The organism is Streptomyces sp. V4I23, assembly GCF_030817975.1.
GTDB lineage: Bacteria > Actinomycetota > Actinomycetes > Streptomycetales > Streptomycetaceae > Streptomyces.
The window spans coordinates 97,500-113,572 of record NZ_JAUSZW010000004.1 but is presented as its reverse complement, the minus strand read 5'-3'; the positions used below and the strand labels follow the sequence as shown (position 1 = coordinate 113,572).

The window sequence follows — 16,073 nt, the reverse complement described above, 5'->3', positions numbered from 1 at the left end:
GGTTCGTTCGGTCCCCGCTGCAATGACACTGTCGTAGGCGGGCCATGTGCGCGTTACAACGCGGTCCGGGCCAGGGGGAGCTCTTCTTGGCCGTCCCCGCATCGTCGCTCTGCAGGAGACGGCGCCGACGGCGGGTGGCGGATCAGGGGATCACCTGTTCCGTCCAGATGATCTTTCCCGTCTTGGTGTAGCGCGTGCCCCACCGGCGGGCGAGCTGCGCGACGATCAACAGGCCCCGTCCTCCCTCGTCCGTGGTCCGGGCGTGGCGCAGGCGAGGCGAGGTGCTGCTCGTGTCGGACACTTCGCAGATCAGGGCACGGTCCCGGATCAGCCGCAGAACGATCGGGCCCCTCGCATGACGGATGGCGTTGGTGACCAGCTCGCTGACGATCAGCTCCGTGGTGAACGTCAGATCGTCCAGGCCCCATGCCGACAGTTGCCGTCCGGCGATACTGCGGGCGTGGGCGACGGCGGCGGGGTCCGAGGGCAGGTCCCAGGACGCGACCCGGTCCGAGCCCAGCAGGCGGGTCCGGGCAAGGAGCAGGGCGGCATCGTCGCGCGGCGGAACGGCCAGCAGCGCGTCGACCACATTGTTGCCTGTCTCCTGCAGAGACGGGCCGGGCACCGCGAGTGTGCCGCTCAGCTTGGAGAGCCCGACGTCGATGTCCCGGTCCGGAGCCCGGATGAGGCCGTCGGTGTACAGCCCGATGAGGCTGCCCTCGGCCAGTTCCAGCTCCCCCGACTCGAAGGGCAGGGAGCCGAGGCCGAGCGGCGGTCCGGCGGGCAGATCCAGGAAGTCGACGGCGCCGTCGGGTCCGACGATCACAGGCGGGAGGTGACCGGCCCGGGCCAGTGTGCACAGCCCGGTGACCGGGTCGTACACGGCGTACAGGCAGGTGGCCCCCATCATCGCGGTGCCCACGCTCTCGTTCTCGGCCGATGTCCGCTCACCGCCGCCGCGCGACTCGATGAGGCCGATGACCAGGTCGTCCAGGTGGGCCAGCAGTTCGTCGGGGGGAAGGTCCAGATTGGCCAGCGTGCGCACCGCCGTGCGGAGCCGCCCCATGGTCGCCGCGGAATGGATGCCGTGCCCGACCACGTCCCCGACGACCAACGCGACCCGGGCCCCCGAGAGGGGAATCACGTCGAACCAGTCACCGCCCACGCCGGTCGGAGCATCCGCCGGGCAGTACCACGATGCCACCTCCAGGGCGGATCCTCCGGTCAGCTCCTGCGGCAGCAGGTATTGCTGCATCGACCGGGCCGCGGTCCGCTCGCGGGTGAAGCGGCGCGCGTTGTCGATGGACACAGCGGCACGGGAGACGAGTTCCTCGGCGAGACGTACGTCGTCCTCCTCGAAGGGCCACGGGCGCCCGGACCGGACGAACGTCGCCGTGCCCAGGGTGACGCCGCGGGCCCGCACCGGCACCACCATCACCGAGCGGAGGTCGAACCGCCGGATGGCGGGGCCCAGCGACGGGTCCATGGCCACCCACGCCTCGGGGGAGTGTTCCAGGTCCTCCACCAGGGTCCTGCTCTCCAGCAGGCAGCGGGCGACGGGCGAGGACGGCGCGCGCTGGACCACATCCCCCACGGCCAGTCGCGCCTCCGGGCTCCCCTCGCGGACCGACCTCTGCCCCGCGCGGCGGATGACGGGTCCGAGGTCGACCGGCCCGGGAGCGGGCTCCTCGCCCCTGATGACCGACTCCAGCAGGTCGACGGCGACGAAGTCGGCGACGGAGGGCACGGCGTTGTCGGCCAGTTCCTGCGCGGTCAGCTGCACATCCAGCGTGCTGCCGATACGAGCACTGGCGTCGTTCAGGAGGGCGAGGCGCTCCTGTGCCCGTCGGCGCTCGGTGACGTCGATGATCATGTACCAGACGCCCACCTGCCGGCCGCGGCGGTCCTTCATGCCGAAGAACGAGGCCGAGTACGCCCGCTCCCGGTAGGGCTCGCCATAGCCGAAGCCGCTGAACTCGTGGTCCATCACCGGAGCCCCGGTCCGCAGGACGGTCCGCATTCTCTCCTCGAACGCCTCCGCCGTGGGCCTCGGCAGTACCTCCTTCACCTGGCGCCCCAGTCGTCGTTCCGATGGCATCAGCCGCCCCAGCACCTTGTTCACCCAGACGTAGCGCAGATCGGTGTCCAGGACGGCCACACCGACCGGCGCGTCGGACAGGAACGGCACGAGCAGCAGCTGGCTGACCCCGCCTCCTGGCATCCGCCAGAAAGCACGTTGCGGTGGCCGGCCGACGAACCTGCCGAAGACCAGCGCGGCGGCCGTGGCGACCAGCACGCCCGGAACCATCTCGTAGATGCCCGACTCGAGCGGCCCGAGCAGCGGATTGATCCTGTCCCACAGGAGCACCGTGGCCGCGCCCGACACGATTCCGGCCATGGCCCCCGCCCAGGTCATACGCGGCCAGTACAGCGACAGGAGGACGACCGGTCCGAAGGCCGCGCCGAAGCCCGCCCAGGCGTAGGCGACGATGTTCAGTACGCCGCCGCCCCCCAGCGCGACCAGGCAGGCGACCGTGATCACCACCACCACGGCACCGCGACCGACCCACACCAGCGTCCTGTCCGAGGCGCGCCGTCGGAGGAACGCCCGGTAGAAGTCCTCCGTGAGGGCGACGGAGGACACCAGGAGCTGGCTGTCCGCGGTCGACATGATCGCGGCCAGTACCGCGACCAGCATCAGCCCGGCGATCCAGGGATTGAACAGGGTCTCGCTCAGGACGATGAAGACGGTTTCCGGGTTGTCCAGGGGGGTGTCGGGCTGCGCGATTCCCACGAGGCCGACGAGAGTGGCGCCGGTGAGCACGACCAGCACCCAGACCGTTCCGATGCGCCGGGCCGCCGGGACAGCGCGCGGGCTGCGGATGCCCATGAAGCGGGCCAGGATGTGCGGCTGACCGAAGTAGCCGAGGCCCCAGGCGAGGAGCGAGACGATCGCCACGGCGCCGAGCGACCCGCCCGCCGTCCACCGGCCGTCGACGAACTTGGCCTCGGCCCCGACGTCCAGCAGGGTAGGTGTCTTGCTGTCGAGGGAGTCCGCCAGGGAGCCGAAGCCCCCGAGCGCCGCGATACCGACCAGGGGGAGTACCAGCAGGGCGAGGAACATCAGAGTGCCCTGCATGACGTGCGTCAGACTGACGGCGAGGAAGCCGCCGAGACACGCATAGGTCACGATCACCAGAGCGGTCAACACCGCCCCGAGTTCGAAGGCGACGCCGAATACCTGCTCGAACAGCAGCCCCCCGGCCACCAGACCGCTGGCGACGTAGACGGTGAAGAACACGACGGTGACGGCGGCCGAGACCATCCGGAGCATCCGGGTGCGGTCCTCGAAACGCTCCTCCAGGTAGGCCGACAGGCTGACGGCGTTACCGGCCCGCTCGGTGTAGGTACGCAGCCTCGGCGCGACGAGCAGCCAGTTCAGATAGGTGCCGGCGGCCAGACCTACGGCGATCCAGCTCGCGCCGATGCCTGCGGCGTAGACGGCCCCGGGAAGGGCCAGGAACAGCCAGCCGGACATGTCGCTCGCGCCGGCGGACAGCGCCGCGACCGGCGCGCTGAGCCTGCGTCCGCCCAGGGCGAAGTCGGCGAAGGTACGAGTCCGGGTGTAAGCCCAGATTCCCACCGCGATCACGGCCACCACGTAGACGATGAACGTGGCCAGAACCGGCGCGCTCAGGTCGGACATGTCTTCCTCGCTCGGGAGGCGGATGAGCACAGGCAACAACGTCGGCTCAGCTGCAGCTCGCCCTGGCACAAATGTACCGACTACGGGTCTGAGAACTCCCGACGAAATGATCTGTCAGGAGTTCTCACGGCCGTCGGAGCCGTTCGCCGAGTCGAGCCACGCGCCGATGGTCGGCAGAGCCTGCGGCCCGCTGTCCTGCTCCACCGAGCCGACAAGATCGGCGATCGAGACACCCTGCAGCGACGCTCGCCAGGCGGCATCGGCGGCAGCCATCGCGCGGGCGATGGGGCACGGCCTCGTGCAGTCCTGGGGCGGCGTCCCGAGTGGACCCCGCTGGCGAATCTCGGTGCACACGAACGCCGGGTTCGCCCCGTCGACCGCCTGCACCACGTCCAGGACCGTGATCTCTGTGGCAGCCCTGGTCAGTACGTATCCACCGGTCTTGCCCTGGACGGACTTCACGAGGCCCGCCCGCGACAGGGCCTGCATCTGCTTGGCGAGGTAGCTGGGCGAGACGTCGTGCAGCTGCGCCAGCCGGGCAGCCGGGACCGGCTCGGTTGCCGCCGTCAGCACCACGCAGCAGTGCAGCGCCCACTCCACGCCGCCGGACAGTTTCATGCACCCTCCCGGTTGACTCGGACACAGGCTATCCGAGTATTATCTCGGACATTAGATATCCGAGTTTGCGACGGCAGTCGCTCTCGGTTCACGGAAGGACACGATCATGAAGATCACGGTCATCGGTGGCACCGGACTGATCGGTTCCCAGCTCGTCTCCGGACTCCGCGAGGCCGGACACGAGGTGGTCGCCTCGTCCCTGTCGACCGGAGTCGACCTGCTCACCGGCGCGGGGCTCGACCAGGCGCTCGAAGGTGCGGACACGGTCGTCAATGTGACGAACTCACCCACGTTCGACGAAGCCTCCCCGGGCTTCTTCCGCACCACCATGGGGCACCTGCTGGCCGCGGGCGAACGCGCGGGCGTTCGCCATCAGGTCATCCTTTCCATCGTGGGCGTCGACGAGGTGCCGCAGCTGGACTATTACCGGGCGAAGACGCTCCAGGAGGACCTGCTGCGGCACGGGCCCACCGCGTACTCGATCGTGCGCGCCACACAGTTCTTCGAGTTCATGGACGCGGTCCTGTCCTGGACCGCCGACGAGCGCACCGTCCGGCTGCCCTCCACACGCGTCCAGCCCATCGCGGCAGCCGACGTCGTCGACGCCCTCGCCGACGTCGCCACCGCCTCGCCGCTCCAGGGCACGCTGGACGTCGCCGGCCCCGATGTCTTCCCCCTGGACGAGCTCGGCCGCCTCACACTGTCGACCCGGCAGGACAACCGCACCGTCGTCACCGACGAACAAGCGGGCATGTTCGCTGCCGTCGACGGTGACGTTCTCATCGCGGGTCCCGACGCGCGCTTGACCCCCACCCACTACAAGGACTGGCTCAGCATCCCTCGCTGACCTGCGCGACCTGCCGTCGTCGGACAGGGCACAGGGCGGGGGTAGTCGGGACGGCTGCCGAGCGCCTGAGTTCGCGGACGACGCCGGCAGGCTCAGGTGAGGTCGGTGAGGATGTCGGAGACGGCACCGGGGCGTCCGGGCCTCAGGAGCTTCTCGAAGAGCGTCATGACCAGTTCGTCGGTCTCGTCCAGGACATGGTGGTCGTCGCGGCTGACGTGGCCGTCCTGGGGGCGGAAGCCGTGCTTGACGAACGAGGCGATTCGGGTGCCGTCCCGCAATGCGTCGGCACTCTGCCCGCCGGTGTGAAGGAACGCGTAACTCCGGCCGTGGACAAGGGCACGGCCGGCTTTCTCCCGACGGCGACCGCTGGCGGTGCCGTCGCTGACGAACGCCCGCTCGTCGTGCGGACGCAGTGTGATCGGGGTGGATGTCCGGGCAGGCAGGGACGGACCTTTGGCCTCGAACGCGCGGCTGGTGACCGCGTTCTGCCGCTTGGCGAACCAGCCGGTGAAGTGCGGCACAGGCTCGATGGCGACGGACGCCCGGACCTGTCCAGAGGGGTCGATCACGTCGGCGCGGGTGCGCGCCTCGTCGACATCGATGCGCCAACCACCGTGCGTGGGCCGACGCCAGAGGGGGATCTCTTCTGCCATGGCCACAGCCTCTCAGACGGCCGGAGGACGGATTGCCTCGCCCGACCCCAGCCAACGAGCCGACAGCACCGCCGACGACGGCAAGAAGCCCCGGCAACCAGGTCAGGTTGCCGGGGCTGCCTCTCGCTGTCGTGCAGTCAGGGACGGATTCCGTCGCAGGCGATGGGCAGGTGTCGTGGCCCGCGGAGTACGGCGTTCTGCCGGTAGGAGGGTGGGTCCTCCAGCAGGCGTGGGTTCTCGAGTCTGCGGGCCAGTTCTGACAGGGCTAGTTGGGCTTCGAGCCGGGCGAGTGGTGCGCCGAAGCAGCTGTGGATGCCGCTGCCCAGGCCGAGGTGCTGGATGTCCTGGCGGTCCGGGTCGAAGCGGTCGGGGTTCTCGAAGCGCCGGGGGTCGCGGTTGCCGGCTGCCAGGACCAGCCAGAGGGAGGCGCCTTTGGGGATGGTGGTGCCGTGGATCTCGATGTCCGCGACGGTCGTGCGCTGCGGCACCAGTTGTACCGGCGGTTCGAAGCGGAGCAGTTCCTCGACGATGGGCACGGCGAGTCGGGGTTCGGTCCGCAGCCGTTGCAGGACGTCGGGGTTGCGCAGCAGGGTCAGCATTCCGTTGGTGATGAGGTTGACCGTGGTCTCGTGTCCCGCGATCAGCAACAGCGCGGCCGTGCTGAGCAGCTCCATCGTGGTCATCGGGCCGTCCTGGCCTTTGGCCGTGGCCAGCTCGGAGAGCATGTCGTCCTTGGGGTTCTTGCGGCGCTCCTCGATCAGCCCGGCCAGGTACATGCCCAGTTGCATACGGGCGTCGTGCGAGACTTTGCCCCGCTCCGTGGGGTCCGCGTCAGGATCGGGATCCAGGCTGGCGGCGATGGTGTCCGCCCAGGTGTGGAAGCGTGCCTCGTCCTCGCGCGGCACCCCGAGCAGCCGGCAGATCACCGTCACGGGGAAGGGGTAGGAGAACTGGTCGACCAGGTCGATCCGGCCGGTGTCGCCGATGCCGTCGATGAGGCCGGAGACGATGTCGTGGAGTTCTTGGCGCATCCCGTCGACCCGGCGGGGGGAATGCGGAGGGCCGAAGGGCCGGTTGGTCATGCGACGCAGCCGGTCGTGCTCCGGCGGGTCGAGCCGCAGGAAGCCCGGGGGCAGGGCGCTCTCCTCCTCCTGGGCAGACTCGGCCAGCGGGTCGTGGGCGGTCGAGGCCAGATTGCGGGCGTCGGAGCTGATGCGAGGGTCGTGCAGGAGGCTGCGGATCTCGTAGTAGGTGCTGACGACGTACGGCCCGTCCGCTTCCTGGTGGACCGGCGTCTTGCGCAGCTCCTCGTAGATCGGGTACGGATCGGCGCGGTTGGCGTAGTCCAGGATCTGGTGCAGCAGGGATGGCGTCATGGCGGGTCCTCGTGGCCGTGCGGGTCAGTGTGCGGGGGTGAACGTCATCCAGCGGTCGGCCGGTGAGTATCCGCTGAGGGTCACAGTGGGGCCGTGGGTGGGGATCGACGGGTCGGGGAAGTCGGCGTCCATCGGCCGCTGTCCGTCCGCGCGCCGGTCGACCGTGGGGAACGGCGGCGGGAACGGTGCGGTTTTCTCGATCTGTTCCTGGTAGAACGGCAGCCACCGGGCATGGTCGAAGGCGACCGCGCCGATGACGCGTCCCTGGTATCCGTAGACGCCGATGAACCGGTGATCGTCGAGCGTGCCCTGGGAGATGACGATCTCGGTTCCGAGCGACGGCACACCGACGGACTTGATGTTCACGCCGAACTGTGAGGACCAGAAGGCCGGTACCCACATGTGGGGGATGCGGTCGGCGCTCTCGCTGAGCATGTTGTGTGCCGCGGTCCTTGCCTGCGAGACGGCGTTGCCCCAGTGCTCCAGCGACAGGAACTGGTAGCCGAACAGGGCGTGCGGGGAGCGGGCGACGTCGCCGGCGACGAAGATGTCGTCGGTCACGATGCCGCGGATGTCGAAAGCGCGGCAGCCGGCGTCGCAGGCGATGCCGCGGGGCCCGGCGCCGAGTCCGGACCCGGCGAGCCACTCGGTGTTGCGGGTGGCGCCGAGCGAGACGACCACCACGTCGGTCTCGACGGTGGTTCCGTCGGACAGGTGCGCGGCGCGCACGCGTCCCGAGGCGTCGCCCTCCAACGCGGTCACCATGACCCCGCAGCGCAGGTCGACGCCGTGCTCGCGCTGGAGGTCGGCGGCAACCGCGCCGACCACCCCGCCGAGCGCGCCGACCAGGGGCGCCGCGCCACGTTCGGCGACGGTGACGGCGACGCCGCGTTCGCGGCAGGCGGAGGCGATCTCCGAGCCGGTGAACCCGGCGCCGATGACGAAGACCCGCTTGGGGCCCTCGGCGAGCCGCCGTGCGAGCGCGGCGGCGTCGACGCGGGTCCGCAGCACGAAGACGCCGTCGAGTTCCGCCTCGGCCTCGCGCGGCCACGGTCGTGCCCGCACGCCGGTGGCGATCAGCAGCCGGTCGTACGGCACCTCGTCGCCGTCGGCAAGCCGCACCCGCTTGGCGGCCATGTCCAGGCCGGTGGCGGGGACGCCGAGCCGCCAGGTCGCGTCGAGTGCACGGCGCCTGGGCAGTGCGGTGCGGTCCGCGGTGGACATGCCCAGCAGCACCTGCTTGGACAGCGGGGGCCGGTCGTACGGCTCGTACGGCTCGTCGCCGATCATCGTCAGGGAACCGGCGAAGCCCTTGTCGCGGAGGGTCTCCGCTGCGCGCAGGCCCGCCAGCGAGGCGCCGACGACGACGATACGGCCCTCGCGTTTGAGCCTTTCGAGCCATCCGTCAGCGTTCACCGGACACCGCCTCGGCCGGTGCGTCCACCGCGTCGACGAGGATGGCCTGGACGGGGCATGCCGCGGCGGCCTGCGCCAGTTTCCCGCGCTGTGCCTCGTCGGTTTCCGGGGTGTACAGCAACCCCTCCTCGCCGTGCATCGCGAAGACGTCGGGGGCGAGAAACGCGCACTGCGCGTACCCCTGACAGTGATTCAGGTCGACGACAAGCCTTACCAAGGGAACGGTCCTCTCCGATCGTCCGGCCCCCTGCGACCACCCTCTGCGGCCGGAGGGGATACAGCGACGAGGGCGGACCGTTCGGGTGAGTGCTGTGGCCGGTCAGGCCGGGGCGGCGGGCCGGGGGCCGGCGGGGCGCCGGCCCGACAGGATGTACAGGCCGACGATCAGCGCCCAGGCCGGGAAGACCAGTTCGGTCCAGGGCAGGTCCGCTCCCAACACGAGCAGCGTCAGGCCCGCGAGGTAGCCGATGACGACGAGCGGGCGGGGGAAGACGCCGAGGCGGCGGCCGATGGCCGAGGTCGTGAAGATGAACACGGCCGCCATCCGCATGGCGTACGTGGTCAGCAGGGTGTAGGCGAAGTGGCGGCCGAACGGCGAGTGCTGCTGACTCTCGTCCAGCACGGTCCCAGCCGCCGCGGCACTGGCGAACAGAGTGGCGACGAAGACGAGGCCGCTGCCCAGGAACACGGTGGACACGAACCGGTCCTCTTCGTCACCCGCCTGCTCGCGCAGGGCTCCCATGAACCACAGGAAAGCGATGCCGGCGAACGGGAGCAGCGCCAGCGCTGTCTGCACAGCACTGCGCTGCCCGGCATCGACGGTGATGTCGTCCCCGTCTGCTCCCCCGGGCAGGGCGATGCGTACCAGGACGATCGCCGCGGCCATCAGGATCGCGAACACGACCCCGGCGATCCCGGCGGCCCGTGGTGTCCCGAGGCGCTCGTGCTTGTGGACCATGGTCCCTCGCTTTCTGTCCGCACTTCCTTCGTCCAGAGAGCAGCGATCCGCGGATTCGTGCCACCGGGGCCGCCCGGAAGGCCGAGCTACGACCCCCGGTCGCCGGTGTGGGCCGTGGCTTCCGGCTTCGGCCCTATGGCCGAGTGGTACGGAATCAGTCCGTTCGTACGGCTGGACGGCGGCATCGAGCAGCAAGCCGGTTGAACACCTCAGCGGTCACAGCCGTATCTCCTGCTGCGCGCCGTGCCAGCCGCCGAACAGCTCCCGGACGACAGGAAACGAAGAATTCTCCATGCCGATCCAGGAGGCACCATGCGTCCGAACCGACGGGCAGCACACACCAGGGCTTCGCTACGAATGGTCGCGGTCGCCGTCGCGGTCTGCGCCGTCGCTGCCACCTTGCTGATTCTCGTACAGGGTGCCGGCGGCGAAGCGTCCGCCGGCTCGGCGGACGGGACCGCGCAACACGGCGGCCACTCGGCCACCACCCGCTCACAGGCGCCGGCGCACGCAGGTCCCCAGCCCGTGACCGAAGTGGACAAGACCTTCCTCGTCAAGGTCCGCCAAGCGGGCCTGTGGGAGATCCCCGCCGGCCGACTGGCGCAGACCCACGCCGACAGCGAAGCGGTGAAGCGTGCCGGGCTGCACCTGATCGACGGCCACAGCAAGCTCGACCAGCTCGTGCGCGAGGACGCCAGGATCCTCGGCGTCTCGCTGCCGAACCAGGCCACAGAGGAACAGCAGGACTTCGTCCGGCGCCTGGAGAACGCCCGCGGAGCCGAGTTCGACCGCCTCTTCGCCAACTTGCTGCGCGCTTCGCACGGCAAGATCTTCGCCACCATCGGGGAAGTAAGGGCCGCCACCCAGAACGACCTCATCCGCCGTCATGCGCGCCAGGCCAACCAGACCGTACTGGACCACATGGAGGTGCTGGAGGACACGGGGCTCGTCGACAGCGCCACCTTCCAGGAAGTGGAAGCCGCCGTCACGCCCGCATAGGCGACGGGGAAGGGCCGACGGACGCACAGAGGGGCCTCCACACCCCTGGCGCACACCTTTGCACTGTGCAATTCTGACCGGCGAGGAGGGCCCGGCATACGGCCGGCCCTTGCCCGGGAGCCCGGCACTGGCACGGTGACGCAGCTCGACACGGCACCCCGGCCCATTGTCCGGAGCCCTCCTCGCCAGAACCGCGCCGGCCTGCCGAAGCCACCGCACGCCACGCGGCCGGAAGGTGTCCCGAGCCTGGCGACGGGGCCGGGCTGGGCAGGTTTCGCCGGTTCCAGGCAGCGGTCCGCGGTTCTCAGATGCTGCGTTCCGCCCGACGGCAAGCGGGGCATACGACGCGTCGGGCGGGAATGTCGCTGGTGGATTTCCCCATTCCCGCCTCTCGGTACATCCCATGCGTCTCCACGTGCAGGTGGCTGGAACACAGGGCCACTCCGCATTCGCGGCACACCGCCACTGCTGTGGTGGAACGGTCGAGAGAGTGGCACTCGTAGCAGTCCATTGCTGACCACATCCCTTTGCCGCCATTGGTTCGCCCTTCCCGGACTTCGGCGGCCATTCGTTGACCCTGTCCTGTTTTTACCCATTCCGGGTGGACTCATTTAAGACAGCTCCCGGTCGCCCTGGCCCCCGCCCTCCCGCAATGTCGATCTCCACGGCGGTGCCGCCCTCCGGCCGGGTGACGGATCAGCCGGCGCTGAGCCAGAGAGGTGAGCGCTTGGTCTGTCGGCAGCTGACGGGTCCCGGCTCTGGTGTATGCCTGGTTGCCGGCTAGCTCCCGTGGTCCAGCGCTCTGCCGTACTGCGGGGCGAGGAATGGTGAAGGGGCTGTCATGGATCGCGGCGGGAATGTGATTGCTGAGCTGGAGGCCGACCATCGCGAGGTGGAGCAGATCTTCCAGCAGATCGAAGCGCAGCCGATGGGGGACCGGCGGAGGCGGGAGCTGGCGGACGAGCTGACGAGGGAGCTCGTGCGGCACTCGGTCGCCGAGGAGATGCACCTGTACCCGGCGGTGCGCGAGTACGTCGAGGAGGGTGCGATGCTGGCGGACAAGGAATTGGCCGATCACGCCAACGTCGAGCGGCTGCTCAAGGACCTCGAGGATCTCGACGCGGATGATCCGCGGTTCAACGATCTGGTCGCGAAGCTCAGGCTGGAGGTGGCCTCGCACGTACGTGATGAGGAGAGTCGCCTTTTCCCGAAGCTGGCAGCCTCCTGTGCACCGCAGAAGTTGGATGAGCTGGGAGAGTTCGTTCGCCGGTCCAAGGAGACAGCGCCCACTCGACCCCATCCCTCCATGCCCACGAAACCGCCGGTCGCCAAACTACTGGCGCCCGGCGTGGGGATGGTTGACCGGATTCGGGATGCACTCAGCGGACACCGTAGGGAGGAATGACGAGTGCGCGCACGCCCTGGAGCCGCTGGTCGCGGACAGGGCCGGCGGCGGCGCCAGGGGCGCGCCTGCGCTTACGCGTGTACACGCTGGTGTGGGAGCCGTCGAGGGCGCGGGCGCTCTTCCTCCCCGGCAGCGACTGACCTGCCGTCGGGAACGGCAGGATCTACGACTGGAGTACCAGGCGACCGTCCGCGTAGGGGAGGACCTTGGCGCGGGGCAGATGCACCAGGACCTCCTCCATCGCTGGAATGCCTTCCTCCCGCGGCACCTTCGCCCGGATGAGCTGGCCGGCCACCTCCATCTCGAGCACGCGCTGCGGCCCGTGGTCCCGGACGCCCCGAAGCCGGGCGGGAAACGTATTGGGCCCCGGTTCCGTGACGACTTTGACGTACTCGGGCCGGATTCCCACCTGGCCCTCGGTGGTGCCCTCCGGAATGTCCCACGCCATGGCCAGGGCCCGGCCCGCAAGGGTGACGTTCCCGTGTGCCCGGTCCACGGCCAAGAAGTTCATTGCCGGTGATCCGATGAAGTACCCGACGTACGTTGACGAAGGGGCCTCGAAAAGCTGCTCTGGAGTGCCCTGCTGCATGGCCCGGCCGTCCTTCATGACCAGCACTTCCTGCGCAATGCTCATCGCTTCGTACTGGTCGTGGGTGACGTAGATGACGGTGGGCCGGAACTGCTCCGTGATCTCACGGATCTTGCGCCGCAGCGAGTGCTTCAGCTGTGGATCGATGACGGTCAGCGGTTCGTCCATCAGGACGGCGGCCACGTCATCGCGGACAAGACCACGGCCGAGCGAGATGAGCTGCTTGTCGTCGGCGGTGAGCCGGCGGGCGGGCTGCCTGAGCCGGTCATCAAGGTCCAGTGCCTCGGCGACCTGATGGACCTTGGCATCGATCCGCGCCTTGTCCCACCGGCGGCACTGCAGGGGGAAGGCGAGGTTCTCGTACACCGTCATCGACTGGTAGATGACGGGAAACTGGAACACCTGGGCGATGTTGCGCGCCTTGGTCGGCAGAGCAGTGACGTCCGCGCCGTCGAAGAGGACTTGGCCCTGTGTCGGCCTGACCAGCCCGGACAGGATGTTCAGCAACGTGGTCTTGCCGCAGCCCGACGGCCCGACCAGTGCGTAGGTCTTGCCGGCCTCGAAGGTCAGCGCGAGTGGCTTGAGAGCCCACTGCTCCTCTTCGACTCCGTGCGCGTAGCTGTGCCCGACGTCGATGATGTCCAGCTGCGTCATATCAGCGCCCTTCCACTGAAGCGAGATCGTATGAAGGCGTCCGCACGAGCGTCCCTTCCTCGTCGAAGGCGAACAAACGCTCGGGACGGAGTCGCAGTTTCACCAGGTCACCGAGAGCGACGTCATGGATGCCCTCGATCTGTATGACGAACGGGGTCTCGCCGACGGCCGCATGGACAAACGTCTCCGACCCGGAGATCTCGACGAAGGTGACCTCGCCCTCGACGCCGGCGGACGCCAGGCCGACGTCCGTCGCGCGCAGGCCGAACTGGTAGGCGCCGTCGGGAAGATCGGCGAGATGTGCGGACGCGTGCGTGGCCTGGAAGCCGGCCACCGTGACCTGACCGCTCTCGATGCGGCCTGTGAAGATGTTCATGGGCGGGTCGTTGATGATGGACGCCACCGTGGTCGTCGCCGGGCGCTCGAAGACCTCCTGCGGAGGACCGATCTGGAGGATCCGTCCCTCGTGCATGACCAGCACCACGTCTCCGAGCATCATCGCCTCGGCGGGCTCGGTGGTCGTGTAGATCACTATGGTGTCGCCCTGGTCGGAGAAGAGGGTCTTGAACTCGTCTCGCAACTGTTCACGCAACTTGTAGTCCAGATTGGCCAGCGGCTCGTCGAGCAGGAGGATGCCCGTGGATCGAGCGAGGGCCCGGGCCAGCGCAACTCGCTGCTGCTGGCCGCCGGAGAGCTGAGACGGCTTGCGCCGCTCGAAGTCGGCAAGGCCGACACGTGCCAGGCTCTCCCCGACACGCCGCCGGATCTCGTCTCGTGACAGTCCCGCCCGTTTGAGCGGGAAGGCGACGTTGTCGAACACGTTGAGATGCGGGTAGTTGATGAACTGCTGGTAGACCATGGCGGTGTCGCGCTGCCAGACCGGCGTCTTCAGGAAGTCGGCTCCCTCCCTGGTCAGGGAGCCGGAGTCGACCGTCTGCAGACCGGCCAGTGCCCGCAGCAGTGTGGTCTTTCCCGCCATCGTCCGGCCGATGACGGTGTGGAGCCGTCCCGGCAGAAAGACCGCGGTCACCTCCTTGAGATGATCGACGCCGTCGACGGTCAGGCACAGATCGGTGGCGCTCAGATCAGTGGCACTCAGCTTCATCGGACCGCTCCCGAGAGGTTGCCTTTTGACAGATAGCGCTCGACCCGGAGCGCGAGAAGAACCAGTGGCGTCACACCGAAGAGGGCGGCGGCGGACAGGGTCCACCAGGGCGGGATGGACGAATTGAGGGCGACGACCGCCTGGGGCAGGGTCTGGACCTCGGTGAAGGTCAGCCGGAAGGCGAAGAAGAAGTCGTTCCAGCCGAACACGACACAGAACATCGCGGCCACGGTCAGCCCGGGCAGGGAATTCGGCAGGATCGCACGCACGAAGGTCTGGAACGGGCCGCAGCCGTCGAGCATGGCCATCTCGTCGATCTCACGCGGAATGCCGTTGAAGAAGTCGACCATCACCCAGACCGCGATCGGCAGCAGCAGGGCGACCGTCACGATGACCAGTCCGAGGATGGTGTCCAGCAGGCCCGTCCACTGGAGCAGGTAGAAGAACGGGATCACCAGGACGACCGGCGGCATGATCCGCTGCGACACGAAGAAGAAGACGATGTCGCTGTTCTTGATGAAGCCGAACTTGAAGCGGTACCGGGACAACGCGTAGGCGGCCAGGGACCCGAGGACGAGGCTGATGGCCGAGGCGGCGACGGTGACGATGGCGCTGTTGACGAAGGGCTGCATCACATCGACACCTCCGGCTCCGCCGAAGATGTTGCGCCACCCGGTGACGGTGGGTTCGTACTGCAGCCATGGCAGGTAGGTGGCGCCCCTCTGGACGCCGTTGACGTCCTTGAAACTGGTCGTCATGGCCCAGAAGAACGGTCCTGCGACGAAGCATGCCCACAGGGCGATCACGGTGTATTTGAATACGGGATAAAGGCGCGACCTCATGAGTCCCCCTTCAGCTTGAAGGCCCTGGCGAGCAGGGCGGCGACAACCGTGAGCGTGACGATCATCAGGACCAGATAGGTCAGGGACATCGCCCCGCTGTACCCGGTCTGCTGATCCCTGAGCCCCTGGATGTAGAGGTAGTAGCCCGGCGTCTCCGTGGCGGAGCCCGGTCCCCCGGAGGTCAGCACGTAGACGCTGTCGGAGAGCTTGGACGCCTCGATCAGCCGGATGATGATTGCCGCGACCGACACCGGCGCCATGAGCGGGAAGGTCACCTTCCGGAAGGTGCGCCAAGCGTCCGCCCCGTCGATGGCCGCGGCCATGAACGGTTCCTTGGGAAGGCTCAACAGGCCGGCCAGCAGCAGCAGGAACATGAACGGCGTCCACTGCCAGACCTCGACGGTCATCAGCGCGACCAGCGCCGGACCGGACTCGGTGAGCCAGGGAACCTCGGTCAGGCCGAGCATCCCGAGCAGATCGTTCACCGGCCCCAGCGACTCGTGGAAGATCATTTGCCAGATGGCGGCCATCACCACGGGAGTGGTCATCATGGGGACGAGGAACAGCACCCGCCACAGACGACGGCCGCGTGTCTCACGCCAGACGAGCAGGGCCATCCCGAATCCGATCACGTACTGGATCAGGACTGTGCCGCCCGCCAGCAGGCCCAGGCGCATGATCGAGGCCCAGAATCGGCTGTCCTGCAGCATCGTGGCGTAGTTGGCACCTCCGATGAAGTCCAACTGGGGGTTGCTCACGTTCCAGCCGGAAAAGCTGACACGAATGGTGAACAGAAGCGGAAAGATGATGATGAGTGCGAGCGTGAGCAGTCCTGGGAGGAGGAACATGCTCTTGTGCCGGCGCAGAGCTTCCATGGTTGTCCTTGCGGAAGTGGGCGGGCGCCC

General features: G+C 68.5%; 15 protein-coding genes. 3 read left to right on the top strand and 12 right to left on the bottom strand.

All coding sequences use genetic code 11. The features are described 5' to 3' along the window. Window positions 1–142 precede the first annotated feature (142 nt). Entirely contained in the window at window positions 143–3,706 is a 3,564-nt protein-coding gene (gene putP / locus QFZ82_RS02805) for a sodium/proline symporter PutP (protein WP_307711574.1), read from the bottom strand. Between the two features lie 114 nt (window positions 3,707–3,820). Continuing rightward, a complete protein-coding gene (locus QFZ82_RS02800; protein WP_307711573.1) occupies window positions 3,821–4,324 on the bottom strand; it encodes an Rrf2 family transcriptional regulator in 504 nt (167 codons plus the stop codon). Between the two features lie 106 nt (window positions 4,325–4,430). On the opposite strand from QFZ82_RS02800, the gene QFZ82_RS02795 reads away from it, so the two are divergent. Continuing rightward, on the top strand, window positions 4,431–5,171 hold the full coding sequence (locus QFZ82_RS02795; protein ID WP_307711572.1) for an SDR family oxidoreductase: 741 nt from the start codon (window positions 4,431–4,433) through the stop codon (window positions 5,169–5,171). Window positions 5,172–5,263: 92 nt separating this feature from the next. Here the strand turns inward: QFZ82_RS02795 and QFZ82_RS02790 are convergent, their stop codons facing one another. From QFZ82_RS02790 to QFZ82_RS02770, 5 genes are all read right to left on the bottom strand, one after another. Beyond that, window positions 5,264–5,824, bottom strand: coding sequence for a hypothetical protein (locus QFZ82_RS02790; protein WP_307711571.1), 561 nt, complete (start codon window positions 5,822–5,824; stop codon window positions 5,264–5,266). A gap of 137 nt (window positions 5,825–5,961) precedes the next feature. Beyond that, on the bottom strand, window positions 5,962–7,200 hold the full coding sequence (locus tag QFZ82_RS02785; protein WP_307711570.1) for a cytochrome P450: 1,239 nt from the start codon (window positions 7,198–7,200) through the stop codon (window positions 5,962–5,964). A 24-nt stretch (window positions 7,201–7,224) separates the two neighbouring features. Further along, the gene (locus QFZ82_RS02780; protein ID WP_307711569.1) at window positions 7,225–8,616 is read right to left on the bottom strand and encodes an NAD(P)/FAD-dependent oxidoreductase; all 1,392 of its coding nucleotides are present in this window, start codon (window positions 8,614–8,616) and stop codon (window positions 7,225–7,227) included. Beyond that, on the bottom strand, window positions 8,606–8,833 hold the full coding sequence (locus tag QFZ82_RS02775; RefSeq protein WP_307711568.1) for a ferredoxin: 228 nt from the start codon (window positions 8,831–8,833) through the stop codon (window positions 8,606–8,608). The genes QFZ82_RS02780 and QFZ82_RS02775 overlap by 11 nt, the downstream gene beginning before the upstream one ends. Before the next feature lie 102 nt (window positions 8,834–8,935). Then, entirely contained in the window at window positions 8,936–9,574 is a 639-nt protein-coding gene (locus QFZ82_RS02770; RefSeq protein ID WP_307711567.1) for a hypothetical protein, read from the bottom strand. A 525-nt stretch (window positions 9,575–10,099) separates the two neighbouring features. Between QFZ82_RS02770 and QFZ82_RS02765 the strand changes: the two genes are divergently transcribed. Further along, window positions 10,100–10,573, top strand: a complete 474-nt coding sequence (locus QFZ82_RS02765) for a DUF4142 domain-containing protein (protein ID WP_307711566.1) — start codon at window positions 10,100–10,102, stop codon at window positions 10,571–10,573. Between the two features lie 304 nt (window positions 10,574–10,877). On the opposite strand, the gene QFZ82_RS02760 is transcribed toward QFZ82_RS02765, so the two are convergent. Beyond that, the gene (locus QFZ82_RS02760) at window positions 10,878–11,084 is read right to left on the bottom strand and encodes a DUF2180 family protein (RefSeq protein WP_307717600.1); all 207 of its coding nucleotides are present in this window, start codon (window positions 11,082–11,084) and stop codon (window positions 10,878–10,880) included. A 330-nt stretch (window positions 11,085–11,414) separates the two neighbouring features. Between QFZ82_RS02760 and QFZ82_RS02755 the strand changes: the two genes are divergently transcribed. Continuing rightward, window positions 11,415–11,978, top strand: a complete 564-nt coding sequence (locus QFZ82_RS02755; RefSeq protein WP_307711565.1) for a hemerythrin domain-containing protein — start codon at window positions 11,415–11,417, stop codon at window positions 11,976–11,978. 163 nt (window positions 11,979–12,141) lie between these two features. Here QFZ82_RS02755 and QFZ82_RS02750 read toward each other — a convergent pair whose 3' ends face one another. From QFZ82_RS02750 to QFZ82_RS02735, 4 genes are read right to left on the bottom strand one after another with little or no spacing between them, the layout of a single operon-like run. Beyond that, window positions 12,142–13,221: an ABC transporter ATP-binding protein gene (locus tag QFZ82_RS02750; RefSeq protein ID WP_307711564.1), complete on the bottom strand. Its 1,080-nt coding sequence runs from the start codon at window positions 13,219–13,221 to the stop codon at window positions 12,142–12,144. 1 nt (window position 13,222) lies between these two features. Continuing rightward, window positions 13,223–14,326 (bottom strand): ABC transporter ATP-binding protein, encoded by a 1,104-nt coding sequence (locus tag QFZ82_RS02745; protein WP_307711563.1) that lies wholly within the window; start codon window positions 14,324–14,326, stop codon window positions 13,223–13,225. Further along, window positions 14,323–15,168 (bottom strand): carbohydrate ABC transporter permease, encoded by an 846-nt coding sequence (locus tag QFZ82_RS02740; RefSeq protein ID WP_307711562.1) that lies wholly within the window; start codon window positions 15,166–15,168, stop codon window positions 14,323–14,325. Before QFZ82_RS02740 ends, QFZ82_RS02745 begins: the two co-directional genes overlap by 4 nt. Then, the gene (locus QFZ82_RS02735; protein WP_307711561.1) at window positions 15,165–16,043 is read right to left on the bottom strand and encodes a carbohydrate ABC transporter permease; all 879 of its coding nucleotides are present in this window, start codon (window positions 16,041–16,043) and stop codon (window positions 15,165–15,167) included. The genes QFZ82_RS02740 and QFZ82_RS02735 overlap by 4 nt, the downstream gene beginning before the upstream one ends. Between the last annotated feature and the right edge of the window lie 30 nt (window positions 16,044–16,073).

Coding starts and splice junctions, on each gene's coding strand:
- QFZ82_RS02800 (WP_307711573.1), bottom strand. CDS start 4,324: ATGAAACTGTCCGGCGGCGTGGAGTGGGCGCTGCACTGCTGCGTGGTG.
- QFZ82_RS02790 (WP_307711571.1), bottom strand. CDS start 5,824: ATGGCAGAAGAGATCCCCCTCTGGCGTCGGCCCACGCACGGTGGTTGG.
- QFZ82_RS02785 (WP_307711570.1), bottom strand. CDS start 7,200: ATGACGCCATCCCTGCTGCACCAGATCCTGGACTACGCCAACCGCGCC.
- QFZ82_RS02770 (WP_307711567.1), bottom strand. CDS start 9,574: ATGGTCCACAAGCACGAGCGCCTCGGGACACCACGGGCCGCCGGGATC.
- QFZ82_RS02735 (WP_307711561.1), bottom strand. CDS start 16,043: ATGGAAGCTCTGCGCCGGCACAAGAGCATGTTCCTCCTCCCAGGACTG.
- QFZ82_RS02795 (WP_307711572.1), top strand. CDS start 4,431: ATGAAGATCACGGTCATCGGTGGCACCGGACTGATCGGTTCCCAGCTC.
- putP (WP_307711574.1), bottom strand. CDS start 3,706: ATGTCCGACCTGAGCGCGCCGGTTCTGGCCACGTTCATCGTCTACGTG.
- QFZ82_RS02745 (WP_307711563.1), bottom strand. CDS start 14,326: ATGAAGCTGAGTGCCACTGATCTGAGCGCCACCGATCTGTGCCTGACC.
- QFZ82_RS02750 (WP_307711564.1), bottom strand. CDS start 13,221: ATGACGCAGCTGGACATCATCGACGTCGGGCACAGCTACGCGCACGGA.
- QFZ82_RS02755 (WP_307711565.1), top strand. CDS start 11,415: ATGGATCGCGGCGGGAATGTGATTGCTGAGCTGGAGGCCGACCATCGC.
- QFZ82_RS02760 (WP_307717600.1), bottom strand. CDS start 11,084: ATGGACTGCTACGAGTGCCACTCTCTCGACCGTTCCACCACAGCAGTG.
- QFZ82_RS02740 (WP_307711562.1), bottom strand. CDS start 15,168: ATGAGGTCGCGCCTTTATCCCGTATTCAAATACACCGTGATCGCCCTG.